This window comes from Butyricimonas faecalis (genome assembly GCF_003991565.1).
GTDB lineage: Bacteria > Bacteroidota > Bacteroidia > Bacteroidales > Marinifilaceae > Butyricimonas > Butyricimonas faecalis.
In genome coordinates this window covers 4,447,055-4,472,311 of the sequence record NZ_CP032819.1, presented here as the reverse complement: position 1 = coordinate 4,472,311, position 25,257 = coordinate 4,447,055, and the positions used below count along the sequence as shown (strand labels likewise).

At 43.4% G+C, this 25,257-nt stretch carries 17 protein-coding genes and 1 pseudogene; 10 read left to right on the top strand and 8 right to left on the bottom strand.

Annotated elements, in window-relative coordinates:
* Positions 1-156 precede the first annotated feature (156 nt).
* Positions 157-1,188, top strand: coding sequence for a hypothetical protein (locus tag D8S85_RS19045; RefSeq protein ID WP_106482072.1), 1,032 nt, complete (start codon positions 157-159; stop codon positions 1,186-1,188).
* A gap of 70 nt (positions 1,189-1,258) precedes the next feature.
* On the opposite strand, the gene D8S85_RS19040 is transcribed toward D8S85_RS19045, so the two are convergent.
* Both D8S85_RS19040 and D8S85_RS19035 read right to left on the bottom strand, forming a co-directional pair.
* Entirely contained in the window at positions 1,259-2,155 is an 897-nt protein-coding gene (locus D8S85_RS19040) for a YitT family protein (RefSeq protein WP_106482070.1), read from the bottom strand.
* A gap of 4 nt (positions 2,156-2,159) precedes the next feature.
* Entirely contained in the window at positions 2,160-3,863 is a 1,704-nt protein-coding gene (locus D8S85_RS19035; RefSeq protein WP_106482068.1) for a glutamine--tRNA ligase/YqeY domain fusion protein, read from the bottom strand.
* 79 nt (positions 3,864-3,942) lie between these two features.
* On the opposite strand from D8S85_RS19035, the gene D8S85_RS19030 reads away from it, so the two are divergent.
* The 3 genes from D8S85_RS19030 to D8S85_RS19020 all read left to right on the top strand — a co-directional run bounded on the left by D8S85_RS19030 (position 3,943) and on the right by D8S85_RS19020 (position 8,587).
* Positions 3,943-5,919 (top strand): putative porin, encoded by a 1,977-nt coding sequence (locus tag D8S85_RS19030; RefSeq protein ID WP_106482066.1) that lies wholly within the window; start codon positions 3,943-3,945, stop codon positions 5,917-5,919.
* Positions 5,920-6,027: 108 nt separating this feature from the next.
* A complete protein-coding gene (locus tag D8S85_RS19025) occupies positions 6,028-7,410 on the top strand; it encodes an MltF family protein (protein WP_106482064.1) in 1,383 nt (460 codons plus the stop codon).
* 427 nt (positions 7,411-7,837) lie between these two features.
* The gene (locus D8S85_RS19020; protein WP_106482060.1) at positions 7,838-8,587 is read left to right on the top strand and encodes a hypothetical protein; all 750 of its coding nucleotides are present in this window, start codon (positions 7,838-7,840) and stop codon (positions 8,585-8,587) included.
* A 45-nt stretch (positions 8,588-8,632) separates the two neighbouring features.
* On the opposite strand, the gene hydG is transcribed toward D8S85_RS19020, so the two are convergent.
* Both hydG and D8S85_RS19010 read right to left on the bottom strand, forming a co-directional pair.
* Positions 8,633-10,138, bottom strand: a complete 1,506-nt coding sequence (hydG, locus tag D8S85_RS19015; protein ID WP_106482059.1) for a [FeFe] hydrogenase H-cluster radical SAM maturase HydG — start codon at positions 10,136-10,138, stop codon at positions 8,633-8,635.
* A gap of 83 nt (positions 10,139-10,221) precedes the next feature.
* Positions 10,222-10,671 carry a GatB/YqeY domain-containing protein gene (locus D8S85_RS19010; protein WP_106482057.1) on the bottom strand — a complete coding sequence of 150 codons (450 nt, stop codon included), beginning with the start codon at positions 10,669-10,671 and terminating at the stop codon, positions 10,222-10,224.
* A 147-nt stretch (positions 10,672-10,818) separates the two neighbouring features.
* Here D8S85_RS19010 and D8S85_RS19005 point away from each other — a divergent pair, with 147 nt between their 5' ends.
* Complete coding sequence (locus D8S85_RS19005) at positions 10,819-11,745, top strand: lytic transglycosylase domain-containing protein (protein ID WP_106625178.1); 927 nt, start codon at positions 10,819-10,821, stop codon at positions 11,743-11,745.
* A gap of 60 nt (positions 11,746-11,805) precedes the next feature.
* On the top strand, positions 11,806-13,473 hold the full coding sequence (locus tag D8S85_RS19000; RefSeq protein WP_106482055.1) for a nucleoside kinase: 1,668 nt from the start codon (positions 11,806-11,808) through the stop codon (positions 13,471-13,473).
* 78 nt (positions 13,474-13,551) lie between these two features.
* Here D8S85_RS19000 and D8S85_RS18995 read toward each other — a convergent pair whose 3' ends face one another.
* The 4 genes from D8S85_RS18995 to D8S85_RS18980 form a co-directional block, all read right to left on the bottom strand.
* Positions 13,552-14,994, bottom strand: a complete 1,443-nt coding sequence (locus D8S85_RS18995; RefSeq protein WP_106482053.1) for a thioredoxin family protein — start codon at positions 14,992-14,994, stop codon at positions 13,552-13,554.
* 89 nt (positions 14,995-15,083) lie between these two features.
* A complete protein-coding gene (locus D8S85_RS18990; RefSeq protein WP_127075537.1) occupies positions 15,084-16,139 on the bottom strand; it encodes a hypothetical protein in 1,056 nt (351 codons plus the stop codon).
* Between the two features lie 22 nt (positions 16,140-16,161).
* Positions 16,162-17,676, bottom strand: coding sequence for a RagB/SusD family nutrient uptake outer membrane protein (locus tag D8S85_RS18985; RefSeq protein WP_127075535.1), 1,515 nt, complete (start codon positions 17,674-17,676; stop codon positions 16,162-16,164).
* A 12-nt stretch (positions 17,677-17,688) separates the two neighbouring features.
* Positions 17,689-21,183, bottom strand: a complete 3,495-nt coding sequence (locus D8S85_RS18980; protein WP_127075533.1) for a SusC/RagA family TonB-linked outer membrane protein — start codon at positions 21,181-21,183, stop codon at positions 17,689-17,691.
* A 906-nt stretch (positions 21,184-22,089) separates the two neighbouring features.
* Here D8S85_RS18980 and D8S85_RS18975 point away from each other — a divergent pair.
* The 4 genes and pseudogenes from D8S85_RS18975 to D8S85_RS18960 all read left to right on the top strand — a co-directional run.
* Positions 22,090-23,325 carry a site-specific integrase gene (locus D8S85_RS18975; protein WP_127075531.1) on the top strand — a complete coding sequence of 412 codons (1,236 nt, stop codon included), beginning with the start codon at positions 22,090-22,092 and terminating at the stop codon, positions 23,323-23,325.
* An 18-nt stretch (positions 23,326-23,343) separates the two neighbouring features.
* Complete coding sequence (locus tag D8S85_RS18970; protein WP_127075529.1) at positions 23,344-23,718, top strand: hypothetical protein; 375 nt, start codon at positions 23,344-23,346, stop codon at positions 23,716-23,718.
* Between the two features lie 222 nt (positions 23,719-23,940).
* On the top strand, positions 23,941-24,318 hold the full coding sequence (locus tag D8S85_RS18965; protein ID WP_127075527.1) for a hypothetical protein: 378 nt from the start codon (positions 23,941-23,943) through the stop codon (positions 24,316-24,318).
* Positions 24,227-25,168, top strand: a pseudogene (locus D8S85_RS18960) (MobV family relaxase); the annotation flags it as partial. The gene D8S85_RS18965 and the pseudogene D8S85_RS18960, both read left to right, overlap by 92 nt.
* Positions 25,169-25,257 lie beyond the last annotated feature (89 nt).

Here is a 25,257-nt window from a genome sequence, read left to right as displayed (position 1 = left end):
TTTTAACGATTACAAATATACGAAAAAAAAGACGTGTATCAAGGTAAAAATTCAAGAGTACATTGTTTTGACATAATCGATCAAAAACTTACTTTTGCTTTTATAAAAGTAAGTTTTTATCTGATAAAATATATTTAATTTCTAATTCTATATGCAATGAAAAGCAGGCTATTTTTTTTGTTCGCTATTTTTTTGTTTGCGAATATAGGACTATTTGCCCAAACTTGTACAAGGTGTCATGGCAAAGGCATCATCTACTTCCAATATGGCACGGGTACCTACGGACATAATAATTCAAAAAAACAGTGTCCCATATGCCACCAGTGGGTTCCATCGGGAGTCTCACACTCCGACCCCTGTCCCTCATGCAATGGTCGCGGTAGTATTCGTAGCACCAATACAAATCATTCTTCCAGAAACAACAACTCATCCCAAACGAACGGAACATTCGAAGCGACACAGAATTTCATCCTTGAGAATGCATTGAATGCCCAACTGAAAGGTTACGATGGCTTCTTAGATCAAAACAATTGCTATGGAAATATCGGCAAGTACAATCCAAACAATCATGTTTATCTGAACAGTTTGACAAATAAAATCAAAGAATTGAATAGATGTACCTCTGGAGGCTTCTCCTCAAAAGGAGCAGGGGTGATTATTTTCGATGGTTACGGTTTCCAAGCAGAGAATGTGCCTCAAGAGTTACTCGATCAACTTTTTGAAATTAATAGAAACGAACAAACGATCAAAGATATCACCTTTTCAGACAATGGCACCTATTGGTGTGTTGTTTACAACATCAATGGGTGGTTTGCACTTGCACCACAGGAAGTCTACGATCAATTAAACAGCATGATTGATAAAGAAATCGGAATTCGATCTGTTGCTTTGGATGATTTCGGACATTACATTATCGTGGGTGATGATGGAACCGTTCTTTGTTCACAGAAGTATCAAAACATCGTAAATGAAGCAAGAAACAAATTCGGAAAAATCGTATGTGCCTCTACAACCCTGCATGGAGGTGTTGTTTTGTGCTGTGATAACGGTGTATATTTCAACAGAATATCCAGTAGTGTTGCCGATGTTTTGAAAAAGCTCGACTTTATTCCTAAAGTTGTGAAAATTTCATACACGGGACACTATTTAATAACGGATGGCAACAACTATTCCTTTTATTGGTTTTAAAAGGATAAGCCAGCTAATTCGCGACAAATTAGCTGGCTTATCCTAAAACAAATCCTTTGTATCTATCCGATCAAATCCTCAACGTATCAAATCCTCGTCCATAGACACCCATAACCGTATTCATCGTAAGGAAGGCATCCGGATCTACCATTTTCGTTACACGCATAATATCTTGCATTTCGCTCTTACGGGCTACGACAATCAACATCTTACGAGCCTCTCCCGTGTACCATCCATGGCAATCCACCACGGTAACACCGCGTCGTAAATCACGGGTAATAGAATTCGCCACTTCCTCATATTTTGGAGAAAATATAAGAAACTGTACAGACTGCATCTGTCCCGTGAACACCAGATCAACCGTGTAGGAGTTAACCCCCATCACCACGTAACCATAGATAATCGTGGCTATTTTTGCCGTAGGATCGATCTCCGTATTCTCTCCGATAAAATAACTGCATCCGATGATGAACACATCAATATACATGATAATCTTACCCGGACTAATGTTACGATATTTATTGATAATCATGGCGATAATATCCGTACCGGCAGTACTTCCCCCGTTTACCAGAGAAATACCGATACCCGCACCACACATGATACCGGAAATCACGGCACACATGAATTTATCTTCCAACAGAGGTTCGTGTATAAAATTCTGCAACACACTCAACAGGAAGGAACTCATGAAGATAGCATAAATGGTTTTGAAACCGAAACGAGGTCCCAAGATCTTGATCGCAATCGCCACCAACAAAAAGTTGATCACGAAATAGCTATACCCGATCGGAATCACCTCCCCGGAAAGAAAATAAATAATTGTTGAAATACCGGTCACACCACCACCTACCATACGATGCGGAGCTAGGAATGCCGTTACCGAAAACGTGTATATCAACAAACCGAACGTAATCAACAAATACGCCCGGATTTCACTCATCAACTTCTCCTTTGTAATTTTCATCACATTAATTATTTTGTTTTGCCCACGTATCCTTCAAACCAACGGTCCGGTTAAACACTAACGCACCCGGCTTGGAATCTTTATCCACGCAGAAATATCCCAAACGCTGGAACTGGAAACGATCACCTTCCTTAGCTTCTTTCAAGCTCGGCTCCAACTTACATCCCGTCAAAACTTTCAATGAATTTTCATTCAAGAATTCCTTGAAATCTATATCTTTATGTCCGGCAGGATCCGGGTCTTTAAACAAGCGATCGTACAAACGAACTTCCGCCTCGATAGCATCCGGAGCAGACACCCAATGCAGGGTACCTTTCACCTTCCGGTTACTTGCCGATCCGGTACCGCTACGGGTATCCACATCATACGTACAATGAATTGTCGTGATATTTCCTTCCGCGTCTTTCTCCACGCTTTCGCACTTCACGATATAAGCCCCCTTCAAGCGCACTTCGTTACCCGGTGTCATCCGGAAGAATTTCTTCGGAGCGTTCTCCATGAAATCATCCCGCTCGATATACAATTCGCGAGAGAAAGGAACCATTCTTGTTCCAGCCGTTTCATCTTCCGGATTGTTCTCGATCTCCACGGTTTCGGTCTGTCCTTCCGGGTAATTGTCTATCACCACCCGAACCGGATCCAACACGGCCATCACGCGGGGGGCAATCTTGTTCAAATGCTCCCGAACACAGAATTCCAATAAAGCCATGTCCACCACGATCTCCCGACGGGCAACTCCCACCTTCTCCGCAAAATTACGGATAGATTCGGGCGTATACCCGGCACGTCTCAACCCGGTAATCGTCGGCATACGGGGATCATCCCAACCGGCCACGATCCCTTTTTGAACAAGTTCCAACAAACGGCGTTTACTCATCACCGTGTAACTCAAATTACGACGGGCAAATTCAATCTGACGGGGACGATACTCCGTGTCAATCAATTGATCCAAAAACCAATTGTATAACGGGCGGTGTACTTCGAACTCCAACGTACAGATAGAATGCGTGATTCCTTCCAAATAATCGCTCTGACCATGCGTGAAATCATACATCGGGTAAATACACCATTTATCCCCCGTTCTGTGATGAGGCACATGCATGATACGGTACATAATCGGGTCGCGCATCAACATATTGGAAGATGCCATATCTATTTTTGCCCGCAAAACTTTCTCTCCGGCTTGGAACTCACCGTTTTTCATCCGGCGGAATAAATCCAAGTTCTCTTCCGGAGTCCGATCCCGGTAAGGACTGTTCACTCCGGGTTCCGTGGGTGTCATACGTTGAGCACTGATCACCTCTGCCGGCTGATCATCCACGTAAGCCTTTCCCTCCAGAATCAATTTTTCAGCCCAATCATATAATTGTTGAAAATAATCAGATGCAAAATGCGGTTCTCCATCCCATTGGAAACCTAACCATTGAATATCTTGTTGTATGGAATCAATATATTCGACATCCTCTTTCGAGGGATTAGTGTCATCAAAACGCAGGTTACACTTCCCCTGGTATTCGGTTGCCAATCCGAAATTCAAGCAAATAGAAGTTGCATGCCCGATATGCAGGTACCCGTTCGGTTCGGGCGGGAAGCGCGTGTGTACCCGACCGCCGTTCTTTCCCTCGGCCAACTCCTCTTCAATAATCTGTTCGATGAAGTTTAATGATTTACCTTCACCTTCTTCTTCTACGAGATGATTTTTATCCATACTAAAATTATTATAACATATTCGACGCGAAGGTAATTAATTTATGAGAGTTTTAAAAGTTTCTGTATATTTGCAGGCCATGAAAAATATATTTTATACCATAATATGCTGCCTGATTTCACTCTCGTCATTAGCCCAGAGTGATTTTGGTTACGGGAATCCGGATAGAATGGGGCCCCAAGAAGAAGGAATGCAACGCGATTCCACGAAAGAACAACCTTACGTTCCGCATCATCGACTAACTTGGAAATGGGTACATGACGGGGTATACAAAAAATTTTACCCGCTTGACACGCTTCAAGACGGGCTGCAAAACACGAACTTGATATTCAAGCATAGTGTTTCCAACACATATTTGGGCAACTTCCCGGCTCCTTACGTGTCCGACATCTACATCCTGCGCCCGCAAGGAGAAGATTTCCTACCGCAAGACCGGCTAAGAGATTATTTCTTCAAACCGGAAGACGCCTTGGATTACAACACCACCACACCTTTCACGCAATTAAGTTATTTCAACGGCGGGGGTCGGGGAAAAACGGAAGACTGGCTGGACGTGTGGCACATCCAAAACATACGCCCCTACTGGAACGCCGGATTCCGGTATAACCTCATTTCATCCGACGGAGCCTATTCTTACCAGAAATCCAAAACATACAACTTTTCCTTCTTCAGTTCATACGAAAAAGACCGGATGGCCGTGTCCATGTTTATCAACCAAAACATCGCACACATCACCGAAAATGGCGGTATCGAAAACTTGGCAGACATTCGGGACACCTCGCTTGATCCCAAAGTGGTCGGTACGCGACTTGCCTTGGAGCCTAGAAACAACCTTATGAATTTCAATTTTAAAGCTCTAGCACAATACAACATTGGAAATCCCAAGGAAATCACCACGCAAAAAGACAGTACCACGATCGACACCACGATAACCTATCCCATGAAATTCGCTTTGGCCTTCAAAGCCGAGGATAATCGTTACTCCTTCAAAGAAGAGAGTGTCGAGGAAGGATTCTTTTCTGATACCACCTATATCAGCAATCAGAAAAATTCCGACATGATCAAAAACCGGAAATACGAAATCGATGCCAAACTCATTGTAAACGAGCATCCCAAGTATAAATATCTACCGGGTGTGTACGCCGGATTAAAATTCAAATACCTGAGCTACGACCAACGCGTCTCGCTGGACTCCGCCAACAACAGGGGAACCAGCAAATACACCGGGACATACTTGACTGCCGGGACTTTCAACATGGACAGTACCACCCTGTTTAATTTCGACATCTGGGGAAGTTTCTGTCTCGCCGGAGAGTACTCTGCCGATTACTCGTTAGAGGGAGAAATTATCCAATATTTGAACAAGGGACGCAACTCCTCTGTCACCGTTCATGCTTTACTGGAAACGCAAACCCCGAATCATTACTATCTCCAGTACCAAGGGAATCATAATCAATGGCAGAATAGTTTCTCCAAGATACACGCTTACAACTTACGAGGCCATTACACGAACAAGCGTCTACGGACGGAAATCGGGGTTGCCCTCAACAACACGAAGAACTACATTTATTTCGACACCACCGCTATGCCCCGTCAATATGATGGAGACCTCATGGTATTCACGGCATGGGCAAAGCAAGTATTCCGTTTGGGACATTTCTATTTCAACCAGAAAGTGTACTACCAAGTAACCAACAAGGAAAAAATATTGCCATTACCCCAAGTGGCGCTTCACTCGCACAACTACTACCAAAATCGCTTTTTCAAACAGGCCTTGGGATTCCAAATCGGTATAGACTTGTTCTACAACACCTCGTTTTATGCCAACGCGTACGACCCGGCAATCATGCAATTCTACAATCAAGAGATCGAGAAAACCGGAAACTACCCGAAAATGGATGTATTCGTCACGTTGAATATCAAGCGAGCCGACCTGTTTGTTAAATACGAACACTTCAACGAGTTCTTCGGGAGCAGGGATTATTTCTCGGCTTACACCTATCCAATCAACCCGGCAAAGTTGAAATTCGGTATCCGATGGAACTTTTTTGACTAAAGAATCGTAAGGTCCATAAACTCTTTCGACATTATGGACCTTATGGACTTTATATACCTTCGATCGCCCCAATTTGGTAATTCACAACATTTTCCGTATTTTTGCAGCATGTATATAATAAAGACTATTACGTACACGCTGTCATTTTTATTTTGTTTCGTCTCGTGCAAAACGAAACAAGAGACACTGGTTATACCTGAACCCGGAACGTTGGAACAAATAGAACAACGCGGTGTATTAAATGTTTGTTGTTACTACAACACGACAGATTACTACGTGTACAAAGGTATCCCCAAAGGATTCCATTACGAACTGGTAAAAAATTTTGCCGACTATCTGGGGGTAAAATTAAATATCGAGATAAACACGAATATTGACGAAAGCATTCAGAGATTAAATGACAACAAGTATGACTTGATCGCCATGAGTCTTTCCGTCACGGATGCCCGCAAGGAAGATGTACGATTCTGTCTCCCCTTGTTTACAACCAGCCAAGTACTGGTTCAATATAAATCAGACACCCTCCTCCAATCGATTGAAGACTTAAAGAACAAAGAGATTTTTTTACAGGAAGGTACCTCCCCCACAAGATTCCTGCAACACTTAAATGATTCCCTGCAACTGAATTTAAAAATTACCGAACTGGAAGACGTCACATTCGAGGATATTCTATTAAAAATAGAAAACGGGGAAATTCCCTACACCGTAATCGACAAAAACATCGCCCAGATTGCCTCCCAATACATGAAACACATTGATTACTCCCTCCAATTATCCCCCGAGAACCCCGTGGCCTGGGCCATCACGAAAAAGGCGACACTACTGAACGAGGAAATCAATAACTGGCTGGGTGCAATAAAAAAAAGCGGGACATTAAATGTCCTGTACAATCGCTATTACAAGAACAGTTACATCACGTCACTACACAACTCCAAATACTACAAATTAAAAAATGGAGTTATCTCCAGCTTTGACCCGATCATCAAAAAAGAAGCCCAAGCAATCGGTTGGGACTGGCGTCTGTTGGCAGCCGTTATCTACCAGGAATCCGGATTCGACCCGGAAGCCACCTCCCATCTCGGGGCCGTCGGTCTGATGCAAGTGATGCCGGAAACTTCCCTGGAACTGGGATTCGAGGCATACGAAGAACCCCAAGACAACATTCACGTCGGGGCATACTATCTAAAATATTTGGAAAACAAATTCAACAAGTTCGAACTCGACACGTTGGAACAGATTAAATTCACGCTAGCCGCTTATAATGCCGGCTTGGGCCACGTGCTCGATGCCATCCGGTTAGCCGAATCATACGGGAAAAATCCAAAAGTTTGGAATAACAACGTGGATTATTTCATACTCCACAAATCCCAACCGGAAATATACCGGGATTCTGTTGCCCGCTCCGGCTATTGTGACGGAAAACAAACATTCAACTTCGTCAACAACATCATAGAAAACTACACTCATTACAAAAACACGATCAAAAAATAACCACTTTACAACGAAATTCAAAGTAAACTTTTCCTAGGAAATACACGTTTATCTTCCGTGGCATATTCGATGTTCTTAGGGATTAAAGACGTATCAAAGACGAATCAAAGACGTTACAAAGACGTTCACGAACGTCCCTGCCACGTCTCCGTGGCGAAATTGATTGACGCTTGTCTTGGAAATGAATCCCTTATCCATTGGATCACGAATGGTAAATATACCTTCTTGCATGCAGGAGTTAACATCTCTCGACAAAATCGTATATAACCACCAAAACAATTGATACATAAAAGTTAGCTCCTAGAGAGGAATCACTTCATCGTGAATCATAAATCATAAAATCTCACTGGCGAATATTGATTTACACTAATATTTTTTATATCTTCGCATCGAGGTTTAGATCATTATTTAACTAATTGCTAAGGATATGCCTTACAGAAGATTACCAAATACAGACGCAGCAAGGATAAGAGCATTAGAAACAGCCTTGAATAACGAAGAGTTTTCTAATATCAACAACTTACCGTTTTCATTAAACCTCAGGCAAAAGATTGAATTCTTCTTACCGAAGTTCAAAACGGCAATTGCAAATTCCCAATGCGCCAGGGACAAACAGAATAAAAACAGCCAAAAATACGGTGAATTCACCAAGAAAGCGAAATTATATATTTCCCATTTCCTGCAAGTACTGAATTTCACGATCATTCGCGGAGAATTAAAACCCGTGGCAAGAACTTTTTACGGGATTGACGAACACGACACCAAACTCCCCCCCTTGGTTTCAGACCAAGACTTGCTGGAATGGGGTGCAAAAATTATTGCCGGAGAACAGGAACGCACTCGTAATGGCGGTGGCAGCCCCGTGTACAGTCCTTCCATCGCCTTGGTGAAAGTAAACTACGAAAACTTCAAACAAGCCTACGCCTCCCAAAAGCAATTCCAACAGAACTCGGCCCGTTGCAGTGCAGAAGTTGCACAATACCGGGGTGAGGCCGACGAATACATCCTTACTTTGTGGAACGAAATCGAGGCTCACTATGCCGACCTCGAAGATGAAGAAATACGCCGCCAAAAATGCGAACATTTCGGGCTGGTCTACGTCTTCCGCAAAGGTGAAAAAGAAGATATAAAAAGAAAAAAGGAAGCAGAGCGTATCACACTCAAACTCCCCTTTTGATATTTTAGATTTATGATTTACGAATCTAAAATCGTAAATCATAAATCACATATACAAGTCCCTCTCCCCTCTCGCGATTCTATCATAATAGGAACGGAACGTGGGGAGTAACTTTTTATCGGTAAAGAAGGGCATTGATTCTATCTCCTGCAACTCCCGGGCGATCAACTTCTCACCCACCTCACGAGTTTCCGGAGAAGCGTAGTCATTCAAATATTCCCGGAACGTCAACACGGCATTCAGTTTACAGAATTTGCCTTCCACCCCTTTCTCCAACAAATTCATGATCTTATCTCCCGTACGACCGCAACGATAACCCGCCGTGCAGAAAGAAGTAATCATCCCGTCATTTGCCAATTCACGGATCACCTCATCCAACGAACGCTGGTCACCCAACATAAACTGCACCTTATCCGGGTTCTCCTCCTGTTTCAACTTCTTGGCATACGCCCCGATTCCCAACTTGGAAGAGGCATCCGTCTGCGTACAGCCGTAATGATTGATCAACTCGCGTTTCAACACCGGATTCTCGCGAGCCGTCACGATCAACCCGCTGTACGGGATGGCCAGACGCAACACGGCAACCACTCGTTTCATGGCTTCGTCGCTCACGATATACGGAGAATGTTCACTCAAGAATGAACCGGGAGCCGGTTGCATACGCGGGAATGACACGGTATGCGGTCCGATGCCGAAATGTTTCTCCAAATCCCAAGCATGATGAACCAACCCCATCACCTCAAATTTCCAATCGTACAAGCCGAATAACGCACCGATAGCCACGTCATCCACCCCGGCTTCCATCGCCCGGTGCATGGCGTAAAGCCGCCAGCGATAATTTCCTTTCACCGTATTGGCCGGATGCAATTCGGCATATCTTCCCCGGTGGTAAGTCTCCTGGAACACTTGGAACGTACCGATTCCCGCACGCCACAACTTCTTCATGTCGGCAATCTCCATGGGAGCCGCGTTCACGTTTACCCGGCGGATATTATTAAAACCATTCCCCGTGGGAGTCGTGCGCTTCACGGAATAAATCGTGGAAATAGAATCTGCAATATAGTCAGCTCCATTCTTCGGATGCTCGCCATACACGGCAATCATCCGCTTATGCCCCTCATCAATCACGGCAGCCACCTCATCCCGCACCTCATCCATCGTCAACACGTGGCGGACCTCGTCTTTATTCTCCGCACGAAACCCGCAATATTTACAGCTATTCACGCAAAGATTCGATAAATACAAGGGTGCGAAGAAAACGATACGGTTATCATACACTTTCTTCTTCACCGCCAACGCAGCCTCCTGCATCTCATGCAACAACTCCGGATCCTCCACGTTCAGCAATGTAGCCGTTTCCGCCGGAGTTAAAATTTTTATATCCAAAGATTTTTGTAAAATATCCCGCACTTGCTGTTTATCGGGATTTTTATGCTTCTCAATATCTGCAAATATCTGCTCTTCATCAATAAAATCCTTTCCCCCATCCAGATATTTATCAATCTCTGCTTGTTTGATTACACTGGCAGTCCAATCTTTCACACTACTCATTTTTCACTTAATTACAAGTTCATAAAGAAAATCAATCACGCGATCGTGAAATCCGTAAACATTTCTTCCAATTCCTACGAACTTTAGCTCAATAATTCTTTTACGATAGCGGAAATCGCTTTACCGTCAGCTACCCCGGCCAATTCTTTGGAAGCAACACCCATCACTTTCCCCATCTCTTTGGCTGAAGTCGCTCCCACCTTCTCAATAATCGCCTTCAACGCTGTTCTCAGTTCTTCCTCGCTCAACTGTTTCGGCAAAAATTCGTTCAACACCTCAACCTGCGCCATCTCATGAGAATACAAATCTTCTCTTCCCTGACTTTTATATATTTCAGCCGATTCGCGTCCCTGTTTCGCCAATTTCTGGATAATCTTCACGCTCTCGCTATCAGCAATCTGATCCGGAGCCCCGGCTACAGATTTTGCCTCGATAAAAACTTTCTTTATATTTCTCAAAACTTCCAAACGGACGGTATCTTTAGCTTTCATGGCCGCCATGATGCCTTTGCTAACTTGTTCCTCTATAGTCATTGCTCTTGAATTTAAAATTAAAACCTACGAAATTACTATTTATTCCTCAAATGTACAATTCTTAGCGATTCTACACACACTTTTTTTCTCTACTTTATCGTAAAAATCAAGAAAAAGATGTATTTTCGAAAAATAAAATCATTGGCAGTGAAAAGGAACATTTTACTTACATTTCTGACAATTCTTGTCTTGCTAAATAGTGCAGCGATCGGGTATTACATTTATCACGATCAAAAGGAACATAAGAAGAACGAGGAACCGCCATTCCTCCTCATGAAATCATCAGACGTGGATTTACCGACAACATTCAGTTTGGCCGGAGAACCGGTACCCCTGGAAAGAATCGACGTGACAGAAGCTTTCAAAAAGGAACTGATCGTGAATACCTACTTGCATTCACACACGATCCAGATTCTGAAAAATGCTCCCCGCTATTTTCATATTATCGAACCCATCCTAAAAGCGGAAGGCGTTCCGAATGATTTCAAATACCTGGCCGTCATCGAAAGTAGCCTGAACCCGCTGGCCGTATCTTATGCCGGAGCCGTGGGAATATGGCAACTCATGAGTGCTACGGCCAAAGAACTGGGACTGGAAGTGACGAACGACGTGGACGAACGCTATCACGTGGAAAAAGCTACCCGTGCCGCTTGTACCTACTTGAAAAAAGCCTATCAAAAATTCGGTTCCTGGACACTGGCTGCAGCCTCCTACAACGGTGGTATGAACATGCTCACCAAACAGATGAACCGACAAAAAGAAAAAAACTTTTACGACCTCCTGCTAAACGAGGAAACCGGAAGATACGTGTACCGCATGCTGGCCTTAAAGCAAATCATGGAAGAACCTCACTTGTATGATTTTTACGTGGACCACTTGTATCCCGTGGAACCGACCACGCAGGTCAAAGTAACCAAAAACATAAAGGACTTGGCGGACTTCGCGCAAGAGCATGGAATATCCTACAAAACGTTGAAACGCTTTAATCCTTGGCTACGGCAGACCTCGTTAAAAGTCGGGAAACATAAAACGTATTATATCGCCATTCCTGAAAACAAGCAAGTATACAAATAAAAGGTGTTCGGCACGCTATTTGTACCATTCAGCCTATATTTGATGTAAAAAACTCCCAACATGGAAAAGAATAAAATAACCATCTTTTGCGAAAACAATGGAAAAGAATACCAGATACCCACTGGATCTAGTTTAAAAGAATTCAAGAAAATTGTATTCCCCACAAATCACCAGAACATTCTGGGTGCGTTAGTCAATAACGAGGTACGAGATCTGCATTACGAGATATACAACCCCAAATACGTGAACTTCATTGATGTCACCACGTTGGACGGGTATAGCGTGTACCTGCGTTCTCTCATTTTCGTACTTTACAAGGCGATACGCGATCTCTACCCGAAAAAAACACTCGTCGTGGAATACCATCTTTCTAACGGAATCTTCTGTCGCTTGGCAAACAAAGAGTTTACACTCACCGGTGACAGGATTACCGAGATAAAAAAAGAAATGCAACGTATCATCGATCACGATTACGAGATCATGCGCACGGAAACTCCCACGGAAGAAGCCATCAAACTTTTCAACCGTCAAGGTTTAAAGGATAAAGAGATATTACTTTCCACCCGAGGGAAGATGTTCACCTCTGTCTATTCCATTGACGGGACTTGCGACTACTTCTACGGGACACTGGCACCTTCCACCGGATGCTTGAAAGTATTCGACCTGATGGATTACAAAGATGGCATGCTATTGATGCTCCCCGACCGGACAAACCCGACGCAAATACTCCCGTTCGTCCCCCAAGAGAAACTGTTCAGCACCTTCAGCGAGTTCAAACGGTGGGGCAAAATCTCCGAAGTAATGCAAATCGGGCATTTAAACCAAGCCATCGAGCACAAACATGCCGGCGACATGATCAAGGTCAGCGAAGCCCTACACGAGAAAAAGATCTCCCAGATCGCCGACCAGATCAAAAAACAAAAGAAGGTAAAAGTCGTGCTCATCGCCGGTCCCTCTTCTTCGGGAAAAACCACATTCGGGAAACGATTGGCCATCCAATTATTGGTAAACGGCATCAAACCTGTCAACTTATCCCTGGACAACTATTTCGTGAACCGGGAAAACACGCCCCGAGACGAGAAAGGGGAATATGACTTCGAGACGATTGACGCTTTGGACATCAACACCTTCAACGATAACATCATGAGTTTATTGAGAGGTGAAGAAGTAGAAATTCCCAAGTTCTCCTTCGAAACAGGCCAACGTTTCTACGACGGAGAGATATTAAAAATGAGTAGCAACAACGTGATTATCGTGGAGGGGATTCACGGTTTGAATCCCAAACTAACCGAATACCTGCCTCATGAAAGCCTGTTCAAAATATTTATTTCGGCACTTACGGTGATCTCTATTGATAACCACAACATTATTAACCCATCGGACAATCGTTTGATCCGCCGCATGGTTCGGGATCATAAATACCGGGGCTATTCGGCTCTCGACACGTTAAAAAGATGGGAAAGCGTGCTTTCCGGTGAACAAAAACACATCACTCCCTACCAGGAAGAAGCCGACGTCATGTTCAATTCGGCACTCGTGTACGAATTGGGAGCTTTGAAACAACAAGCGGTTCCACTTTTGGAAGAAGTGCTGGTAAAATACCCGGAACACTCCAAGGCCTCCCGCCTGTTGAAGTTCTTCTCGTACGTCCAAGCCGTACCGACCCGAGAAATACCACCAACTTCCATCTTGAGGGAATTTTTAGGAGGAAGTTCATTCAAATATTAGAACATAACAGAGGAAGAGCCGGTAATCCCTATTCATCATAGCAGAATTCCAACTCTTCCTCTGTTTGTCGAAAACACGTCAAATACCTTCCAACCCTTTCCGTAACGAGTCTCTAAAGACTTGATCTTCTTCAATCATACCTTCCCAAGAATATTTGACCTTACCCTCTTTATCCAGCAAAAAATAAGCGGGGTAATTGGTTATTTCAAATCCCTCCTTCAAAAAAGCCACAGCGGGATCATCCATATCAATCCTCACGCTAACACATAAAGAATCCAGATAACTCACCCGTTCGGGTAAATCCCACGCCCAATTCCGAGCAATAAAATAAGCATCATTACCTCTCACACATTCTAACAACAACGGCTTATCCTTCACCCTTACTTGCTCCAAAGCATTACTCCAAAATTTCCCGTTACAACTTATCGGAAACCCCAAAAACCTAAACTTTTGATAGAAATCCCATTGTTCAACAGGAGTATTGGCAAATTCGAATAACATCTTGAAAGTAAATTGCCCCATGCGTTCCTTATCTTCACCATTCCCATTCACCCCCACGTATTTCATGGCATACCACAAACAATCCTTCCACTCGTTAAGCTCCACCAATTCTCGCATTCCTTCCACCATCCCCGAGATGTCATTTTCCAAGAAAGCTTTCACTTCTTTTGCCCAAGCCAACACGACTCTAACTTTATCTTCCTCCGAGATCATCGTACGACCAGGGACGGACAACGCTGTTGTAATTTGTTCGATCAAATCGAACGCTTCGGGAGAAGCCTGGCAATCATACATCAAACGCAGGATCTCATGCTTATAGCCTTGAACCAGATAATCGTCAATACGGTCTTTCCCTTGCTTCTCCCGAAATTTATCTCCATGCTTCACCACGTATTCAAAATATTCGCTTCCATATGTATCTCCACTAAAAAGAGGCCAACACTCTTTATCTATCAATTTTTCAAATGATGTCTGTTCAAACAAAACCGACCGAAGACTATCGGCTTCGTGCAACTTCCTTGTATCTTGCAACACCAAATAATAATCCACCCTATTCTGCAAACTCATCTTCTGTTTTTGTTCAAGCAAACTATTCAAAAAAAACAAGGATGACGTTTCACTCACACCCCGGTTGGCCCAAGCCAGAAAATCTTCCGGTCTTCTTGATCCCTGCAAACGATGCCTTACGGTGCCATCCTTTTGCAAAATAAAAAATGTCGGGAGGGACTTCACACCATACTTCTTTTTAAAATCTTTCCCTTCCAATTTATCTATATCTATTTGTATACAGACAAATTGTTTGTTACAAAACTCTCCCACCTCTTTTTTACTCAACACCTCTTCAAACATCAATCGACACGGCTCACACCAAGAAGCAGTAACATCAACAAAAACGAGCTTTCCCTCCGCCTGTGCCCTAGCAAGAGCTTGATCCAAAGAAATTGTATCAAATTTTACACCCTGGGCAAACACACTACAATAAGTCAAAAGACTTATTCCCAATAAAATAATTCTTTTCATACCTGATTTATTAACAAAAGAGGAACTAATTCACCAATTTCATTCAGCAAGCATTAGTTCCCCTTTCATTCTAACATTCTAATTCCTTTCTAACGAAAAGATTGATACGTAGTACCGTTTGCTTCACAAAAAAGCTCCACTAACTTTTTCATGTACAAACGTCTCTGAATACATTTTTCGCTATACTCCACACCTGTAAAAAGATTCTTGAACTCTTCGTCCGAAAAAGCGTAAACAGCAGCAATATAATTCATCGCATCACAAGTTTTTTCCAAAGCTTTACGATGTACTATCTCTCTGTTACTATTGTTAGGATCAATTTCACGCCATTCCGTATCCCCCCATTCCAAAAATCCCATACGCCAATGGTCCCATAATTCTGCACCGAAATACCAATCCGAATTCAAATCAATCTCCTCTCCGGTATCAATCATTCTATAAAATTTATAATCATGCAGATTGTATAGAGTTCTAGCTTTTGTTGGTAAATCCGAATTAGTCATTTTATAAAAGACTTTTAGGGAATCAGAACAATGACTGTCTAACCAAGTATATACTTTAGCACTCAGCACCATTCCGGCCCAAAACTTCAACGTGGATTCATTCATATTCTTTATATCTGCCAGTTTACCCACGGGAGTTGTTTCTATTGATTCCTCAAAAACCCATGCCGTTTTTCCCCCCTCTCTTATCGTATCACCGCCATAATCTGCCGTCAACAAGCTATCAACCAACAATAAAGATTTCATCCTATATTTACCCGAAGGAGGCAAATTCGGGACCACCCATTTCTCGATCGCAGAAGCAGCCTTCAACATGGCAACCGTATCTTTCGATAAAACGAAACGAATATCTTTTGACACGGAACTGTAAATAAGGTATCTTTCACTTACGGTCTCATAAAATCTGACCGGATCTCCGTTAGCATCAACACCATCTTCCACGTACCCCAACGTGTCGTTAACGAACACGGAAACCCCTGTCTCTTCATATATTTTATGAAGTAAATGTCCTAATTCTCCCGGTCTATCCGGCACGGCAAACCAGTCAACAACAGTACTTGCATCCAGTTTAATATCTTCTTCATTACAAGAAATCAATAACATAAAGACGCATACACTATATAATAAATAACTTTTCCACATATAACTTATTTTTTATTATCCGTTACTCCAATTCTCTTTCCACCCGCTGGGGATTATCCACCAAATTACCTTGATTGTACACGATCTCGTAACCGGGAATCGGTAACACCCACGCCGGATCTTCACCATACGGTTTCAACACGTAATCCCCTTCCAAGACTCCATTTTTATCATAAGTCTCATGTCTTATGGATTTTTTCTCCGGGTATTTCGGAGAAACAGCGTACCGACGCAAATCAAACCAACGGTGAGCCTCGAAACAAAGTTCCCGACGTCGTTCATCCCGGATAAACGAGACTAAATCCTTCCCACTCAATCCATCTACAGGGGGGATTTCTCCTTCAAAGCGATTGTACAATAGCGTTTTAATCGTCTGCTTGGCATCCGCTTTATCCAACATGGCTTCAGCTTCCGCCTTGTTCAAATATAATTCCGCGCTCCGAATCACAAAACAATCGTAGACTTTCTCTACCACTTTAGCCACCTTGTACTGCTCATCTCCATGAAGTTCAAAAAAGGCATTCAATCTCAAATCCTTGACTCCCTGATCATCCCATTGGTTATATAAAGAAATCAACTCTTCCGAACAAGCGAAAGAACATATCATAAAATAGCTAATATCCTTGTAAAATAAAGTAGTTGCATTATACCCTTGAGTAAATACAATTTCCGGATTTTGTACATCTAGCATATTCCGGTTTCCCTCTCTTCCCGGAAACGAATTCAAATCCATCAACTCTACACCTTCCAACGCCAATGCTTTCTGGCATTCATCCAACGCCAATTGCCACTCTCCCATATACAGGTACACCCTGCTTAACAAGACACGAGCGGCAAGCTCATTCACCCGATAGATGGTCGGTTGGGTTACCCCCTTCAATTTCTCCGCGGCAGCTTTCAGATCTTCCACGATCACCCGATAACACTCTTCCATGGAATTACGTTTATAATATTCATCCACAATATCCTCGGTAAGATTTAAAGGAACTCCCATATCCGTGGACGCCGTCTCTTTCACGTAAGGATTCGCATAAAGATTGACCAGCAGGTAGTAATAAGCCCCTCTTAAGAAACGAGCCTCCCCTTCAATTCTATTTCGAATCTCAACAGAATCGTTTGTAAATTTTTTCACGTGAGCGATGATGACATTCAGGTAAGCAATATGACTATACATTTTCTCCCAATCCCGATCTTCCCACTCCTCCTCTGTCTTCGGGTTTATCGTCAATTGGTCAGACCAGTCATAGAAATTCTTGAAAGAAACCAAATTGTTAATCACATCTCTAGTGCCATCTTTTTTAAATATTGTCATCACCACATCGTCATCCATCACATGAATATAAGGATAGTAGCCATTTCCATAAATACTGGCCTCTGTAGCAAACGTCGGCTGATCCATGTACCCATTCCCGATAAGAATCTCGTCCAAATCGGTACAACTCTCCGCATACGCCAAATCCTGTGAAAACTCTTCCAAGAATTTTCCGCACGAGTTAAACAATAACCCACAAAGTATTAAGATTACATATTTTCTCATCTTTTTCACGCATTAAAATGTTACATTCAAGCTAAGGCTATAAGTCGGGCGAACGGATATGTTTATCAACTCGGAAGAACCGGATTGAGAGGGATCCTGCCCTTTCAATTTTTTACTGCAAATGGTAAATAGATTTGTTCCACTCACATTCAAATAGGCCGATTTCATATACATTTTATGGCAAATCCTCTCCGGAACGACATAACGTAACGACAAACTCGTCAATTTCAAATAATCTCCCGAAGCAACACGTAGATTGGAATTGTCGTACATATTCCAAATCGTTCCGGCAAATTCATACGGTTTATCATTCCACCAGGGAGTTTTAGTCCTGTTGTAACTTTTAGCATCCAACAAACCGGGAACATTCGTATATTCCTCATCTCCGGGACGTTGCCAACGATTCACGAATTCACCTCGCATATTTGTCACCGGAGGTAAAACGGCTGAATTATTGCTTCCATACATTTGCAACAGACGAATCTTCGATCCCACACTATAGGCTAAATTAAAAGATAAACCCCAATTTCTCCAGCCCAAATAATTACTGATACTTCCCTGCAAAAAAGGTTCCCTACAACCGGAATGCTCCATGACTTCCATACACACCTCTCCCAACGTCATCAACTCATACGCTCTCTGACGAGTCAGGTCATTCCCATTTTTATCCTTTCCGACAATCTCGTCGGCATCCGTCCCGTAAAAAGTAGGACGACCGTCCTTGGGATCCAAGCCTGTAAACTTATAGGAATAAAACGTGTTCACGGGACGTCCCGACACTTGCACCCGGCCATCCAGATAATCCCCGTACCTGATTTCATCCTGTAAAACCTTGTCTTTACCTTTCACTTTATCCACCAATTGATTGAACACGGAACCGAAATTCGGGTTTATACGCCACACAAAACCGCGTTTCTCCCCTCCCGCACCAAGATTCTCGATGGGGGTATAATTAATATCAAATTCAAAACCTTGATTATTTAACGTCCCCTGATTTACCGTGTAACTGCTAACACCGTTAATTCTCGAAACCGTTTTTGACATAAACGCATCCGTCGTGTGCCGGTAATAATAACTGAAATTCCCGACTAGCTTGTTATTAAACAACGAATATTCCAACTCGATGTTATAGGTTGACGTCTTTTCCCATTTTAAATGCGGGTTCGGGTAATACTTGATGGAAGAGTATAATTCGTTAAATGCCCAATGCGTGCCCTTCCGCTGTACAATCAAGTTGGGAGAATCCTGGGCAGACATATTCCCCTGGTAACCGAACGAGGCTTTTAACGCAAGAGTATTGATCCACCATTTATTCGACAACAGATTCTCGTGTATATTCCACCGACCGGAAACGGACCATATCGGGTTTAATTTTTCATTACTAGCATCCCCGAATTTATTACTTCCGTCGATACGCATATTAGCATTAAAAATATACGCATCTTTATAAGCATAAAACAACGTTCCGACCAATCCCACCTGACGAGTCAAATTATGAGTCAAAATCCCCTTGGCAGCAGAATTAGTTTTTAACCAATTGTCATAATCAGGATATGACACGTATCCCCACGAATCCGACAAATTAACATCATCAAAAAGCATTCCCCGCTCCGGAATGTACCCTCGTTTGGTAATGGCAAAACCGGTGTAAAGCGTAGAACTCAACTCACCGATAACAGACGCCTGAAACTGATGGCTGTTTTCTTTATCCAAAAATTTATTGAAGGCCAAATTCGCCCGAATACTATAATTCTCATTTTTAGTATTATTCAATCGCAATTCACCCCCGACAGGCATTCCCGAATTAGCTGCTATATACCCGAAATTAGCAGTCCCGGGAGCATACTCTCTCTTCAAATTTGCCGCATACCAACTTTTCTCTCCAAAGTAAACTTTCTCTTCAAAATTAGATACCCCGTAAGAAAATTGCATCCCGACCTTCAAACTAGGAATCAATCGATACTCAACATTCGCACTCGCACTAATCGCATTGGTTTGCACATCATCATCCGTATTCTTCCTTTCATTAATAATACTGAACGGCTTGGAATACATGTGATCCAAATTATTATCCCTCTGATAAAACATCAAACTACCATCCTCGTTATATGCCCCCACGCTACGAGCCGTATTCAATGCATACGACATCAACCCGACTTCCTGAGGAGTATACTGCCTTTTCTGTACATTCCCGTTTAAATTAAATGACAGAATAAACTTATTGTAATTGATATCGACCTTAGCCATCGCGCTGTAACGATTATTCTCTTCTCCTTTCAAATTTCCATTCTCAGCCGAATACCCCAACGATGTATAATAACGAACATTTTCCGATCCCCCGGAAACACTCAACGTATGCGCGTGAGAATAGGTGTCTTGCATTAACAAACCCAACCAATCGGTATTCACCGTTTCCATATACTTCACCTTCCGAATAAATTCATCCGGAGATATCACCCCATTCACATAATCATTATAGGCAGCCTCATACCCCACGTAGCTCGTCAAATTCGGCACAAGTTGCTTTTTGCGCACAACTTCCTTGGAAAAATCAATTCGTTCCTGCGAATTCATCACATCAACAGAACGATCCGTGTAACGAGGACGTTGGCGATAGGTTCCCGATAATGAATAAGAAACGGTTGGCGCCCCGACTTTTCCCTTTTTCGTGGTAATCACGATAACACCGTTAGAAGCTTTAGGTCCGTAAATGGCAGTAGCCGAAGCATCTTTCAACACGTCCAACTTTTCGATATCCTCGGGATTCAAACCGGAAATGGCATTCCCTAACAAGTTCACGAAATCCAAGTCATTGATACTTGCAGGATCAACATTCACAGGATCAGTCAAAATCACCCCATCCAACACCCACAAGGGAGCTGTACTTCCCAACAACGTTGTTGTTCCACGTATCTTAATCTTGGGTGCAGCTCCCACTTGTCCGCTATTCTGCATAAAAATCATTCCCGGAATCCTTCCCTCCAGCATTTGATCCAACGTCCCGACTCCCGGTTGCATGATATCATCCATCTTCAACGTGGTCACGGAACTTGTCAAATGACGCTTATCCACTTTATAATATCCCGTGGACACCGTCACTTCCTCCAACTCCATCAAATCTTCCTCCAATACAATTTGCAACGTATCCGTCTTCTCCGTAAAATTTATAAGTTGCTTTTTTAAACCTATAAAAGAAAATTCCAGGGAACCCCGTTGTATGGGCAGTGTTATCCGAAACCACCCTTTCACATTCGTGGAAGTTCCGATTGATGTCCCTGCTATTTTTACCGAAACACCGGGTAATACTTGCTTATTTTTATCATACACCCACCCTTGGATAACCTTGGATTTTTCTTTCTCAGATACTACTCTTTCCTGAGCTATTCCTCTGGCAGGCAAAAACATACACACAACAAACAACAAGATTCCCAATAATTTCGTAAACATTAACATTTTGCGCCATGCTATCCAATAGCATGACCAAGCGCAGTTTCGCTTTTTTTCCATAAATTTGTGCTACATAATTTAATAAAACATTTTGTTTTAGGAGAGTTCCAAGGTTTCCTAGGCGTTGGGCTCTCTTTTTTGTATAGAATGCCACCTTAGTTTCTATTGACTTTCAATCTTTTCACACGAGTATTCTATTTAATCATACGCCTCAGCCATAAAACTATACCGGACAAAAAGACAAGAAAACATCGTTTAGAAACAGGTATAAAAGTATTCCAAATTTCACCTTGTGAATATGGTTAGAGAAGTCTCGTTAATTCTTTACCCTGGTGATTTATTCATAACCTTGATTTTAGTTTTACTCCAATCCCCAAAAGCAAAAATTACACAATAAAAAAGCGAGGATCGTGCTATTTGAACCTCGGTATCGCCAAACACCTGCACACAATAGACAACAATCCACGCTTGCCAGCGTGAACATATGTCCATCTTGTGTGCATCAAATTTGGCGATTTCAGGCTCAAGATGTAACAATTTTCACAATATATCCAAGGTAGGCTCTCCTACCCATTATTTCCATTAGGGCAAATATATGAATACTTTTTTTCATTCCCATAACTTTTGCTTCATTTTATTTATCCATCTATAATTTTAATCCAAGCAACCCTCCTTTTGCATGAAACCTGCATTTTTAAAATAAACACATAGCGAGAATACAAATTTGAGCGAAGCGTAGCGAATAGCACTGAAACAGTGTCCGTTACGCTTCGTTTTTATGTGGTAAGGAAGCAACTGAAAGCCACTTTAAAGCCAAATGCGGCAGGAGTTCAGTTACCACCCCATTACTGCCGTAACGGATGAAAATTTTTAGTTAAACGCTTCTATTTCTGCGATTTGCGCAGATTTGCTTATCTGTCGGTAACTCACTGTAATTTAATTTTGTAACCAAAAAAAGGGTGAGTTATGCGAAGTACATTCAAAGTCTTATTCTACGTGAAGAAAGGCAGTGCCAAACCCAACGGCAACCTGCCCCTGATGTGCCGTCTTACCGTGGACGGCGAGATTAAACAGTTCAGCTGCAAGCTGGACGTTCCCCCACGCCTGTGGGACGTGAAAAACAGCCGTGCTTCGGGCAAGAGCATCGAGGCGCAGCGAATCAACCATACCGTCGATAAAATCCGTGTGGACGTGAACCGCCGCTATCAGGAGCTTATGCAGACGGACGGGTATGTTACAGCCGCCAAGCTCAAAGACACCTATCTCGGTATCGGTGTCAAGCAGGAAACCTTGCTGAAACTATTCGAGCAGCACAACGCCGAGTTCGCCAAGAAAGTCGGGCACAGCCGAGCGCAGGGGACATTCACCCGTTATCTGACCGTCTGCAAGCACATCCGGGAGTTCCTGCCCCATACCTACAAGCGTGAGGATATTCCCCTCAAGGAGTTGAACCTCTCTTTCATCAACGACTTCGAGTATTTCCTGCGGACGGAGAAGAAGTGCCGCACCAATACCGTGTGGGGCTACATGATTGTACTGAAACACATCATCTCGATAGCGAGAAACGACGGACGGCTGCCGTTCAATCCCTTTGCCGGATATATCAACTCCCCGGAAAGCGTGGATAGGGGCTACCTTACCCAAGCGGAGATACAGACGCTTATAGATATGCCGATGAAGAACGGACAGCATGAACTCGTACGGGACTTGTTCGTCTTTTCGGTGTTCACGGGGCTGGCGTATTCCGATGTGAAGAATTTCACCGCCGACCGTCTGCAAACCTTCTTCGACGGCAATCTGTGGATTATCACCCGAAGAAAGAAGACGAACACGGAATCGAACATCCGTCTGTTGGATGTTCCGCAAAGGATAATAGAGAAGTACAAGGGAATGACACGGGACGGTCATGTTTTCCCCATGCCGAGCAATACCACCTGCAACAAGATACTGAAAGAGATAGGCAGGCAGTGCGGTTTCAAGGTGCGCTTGACCTATCATGTCGCAAGGCACACGAACGCAACGACCATGCTTTTATCCAATGGTGTGCCGATTGAGACCGTGAGCCGACTGTTGGGGCACATGAACATCAAGACCACGCAGATATACGCCAAAATCACCGCTCAAAAGATAAGCCGGGACATGGAAGCCTTGTCGCACAAGCTGGAGGACATGGAGAAGAACATCTGCCGTGCCATTCAGTAACCTTAAAAGTGAATACCGATGAAAGAAGAAAGGAATATTATCACGATGGACGAACACGGTAATATCATCATGCCGACTGATACAGCCAACGTGTGGATGTCCGAGCCGGAACTTGTCGGGCTGTTCGGGGTAACCGCCCCTACAGTCCATGCAGGAATCAGAGCCGTTTACAAGAACGGAGTTCTGAAAGAGTACGACACAAAACGTTATCTGCGTTTGGAGAACGGTTACGGGCTGGACGTTTACAGTTTTGAAATGGTTGTCGCACTCGCATTCCGTATCGCCTCATGCGGTGCGGAAAGGCTGCGCAATGCCTTGTTAAAGAGGATGTACCGGCAAAAAGAGAAAATATGTCTGTTCCTACTATCATCCGGGGGTGCGTATTGCTGTTAGTACGTACCCATACACGAAACATGTGCGACCGTTTCTGCCATAAGATACACCGTTATTCTAATGAATTGTTGAATACAAGCATTAAGTATATGATAATGAGTAATATATATTCTCAACAAAAGCTCAACAATAGAAATTAGCTGTTGAGGACTGCAAGCAGGAACATTTGCCCTTTCTCTTTTGGTTAGTACTTTGTTGAGAATGTGTTGAGCTGTTATAGCAATGAATATCAACATTATAGATGCCCTATTCATCAATTCAACGGATTTTCATCCGTCATCAACCCGGCAGGAAAACGGGATATGGGGAGTTTGTGACGGCTGCAATGCTCACAGATTAACGATACTCTGTTTACATTGTCATATACGCAAAGCAGGTAAGCAAGGCAAACAAAGTAAACTGGCAGGGACGGACGGCGCACGGGTATTTGCGGACAGAAAATACCGTAGCTTATTAGGGAATTTTCCGAGCCGCATTGCAGGCAACGCTGAAAATTCCCCAATAAGGCAAGGGGGAGCGCAAGCGCAGGAAACGGGAGGAGCAGGCGAAGAAACGCTACCGCAAAAAGCCTGCCGACAGCGTGAGGCTGTGCGCCGATGACATCATGAACCGTTTGAAACTGAAATCCTATCAGGACAGCTATGCCGCAGCGATGGCGAAATACGGGCTGCAAAGGGGGATTGACGGTTCGGACGCAAGGCACGTTTCCACGCAGCAGTACTACCGTGACATAAAGCGTCAGACTGAAGAACTGAAAGCGGAGGTGATGGAATTGCAGGAACGGAAAGATACGGCACAGGAGGAGCTTGTACGGGCGAAAAAGGAGATACAGACCGAGCGGCTGAAAGGGGCTGCGACGACCGCAGCTGCCAACATCGCCGAGAGTGTCGGCTCTCTTTTCGGGAGCAACAAGGTCAAGGCATTGAAGAGGGAGAACAGCATCCTGCATAGGGAGGTAGCCGACCACGAGGAAACGATAGAGGCTCTGCAAGACAAGATACAGACCATGCAGGCAGACCACAGCCGCCAAATGCTGGATATGCAACAGAAGCATATCAACGAATTGGCACAGACAGAAACAAACCTCAAACGTGAGATTTCACGGCTTACGGTGTTGTTAAACAAGACCTTGAAATGGTTCCCACAAATCAAGGACATGATTAACATTGAAATATTGTGCCTTGCTGTAGGTTTCAATAAAGAGCAGACTGCGACATTGCTGACAGGTAAACCCATTGAGTACAACGGCGAGTTGTATTCGGAAGAACACAAGCGGAAATTCATGGCAAAAGATGTTAAAGCCAAAGTATTCTCTGACAACGGTAAGTTTATCCTTACGATTGACTTGCGACCCATCGGCGAATGGTTCAGGGAGCAGTTCGAGAAACTAAGGCAGACCATACGCCAACCCGTTATACAGCAACGGAAAGGCAGGGGAATGAAACTGTAGCCGTTTTATTTCACTGGGAATAATAAAAAGTGCCGTTCATCATTTCGCATGAACGGCACTTTTCGTAATTTTGCAACGGTATAATTGTT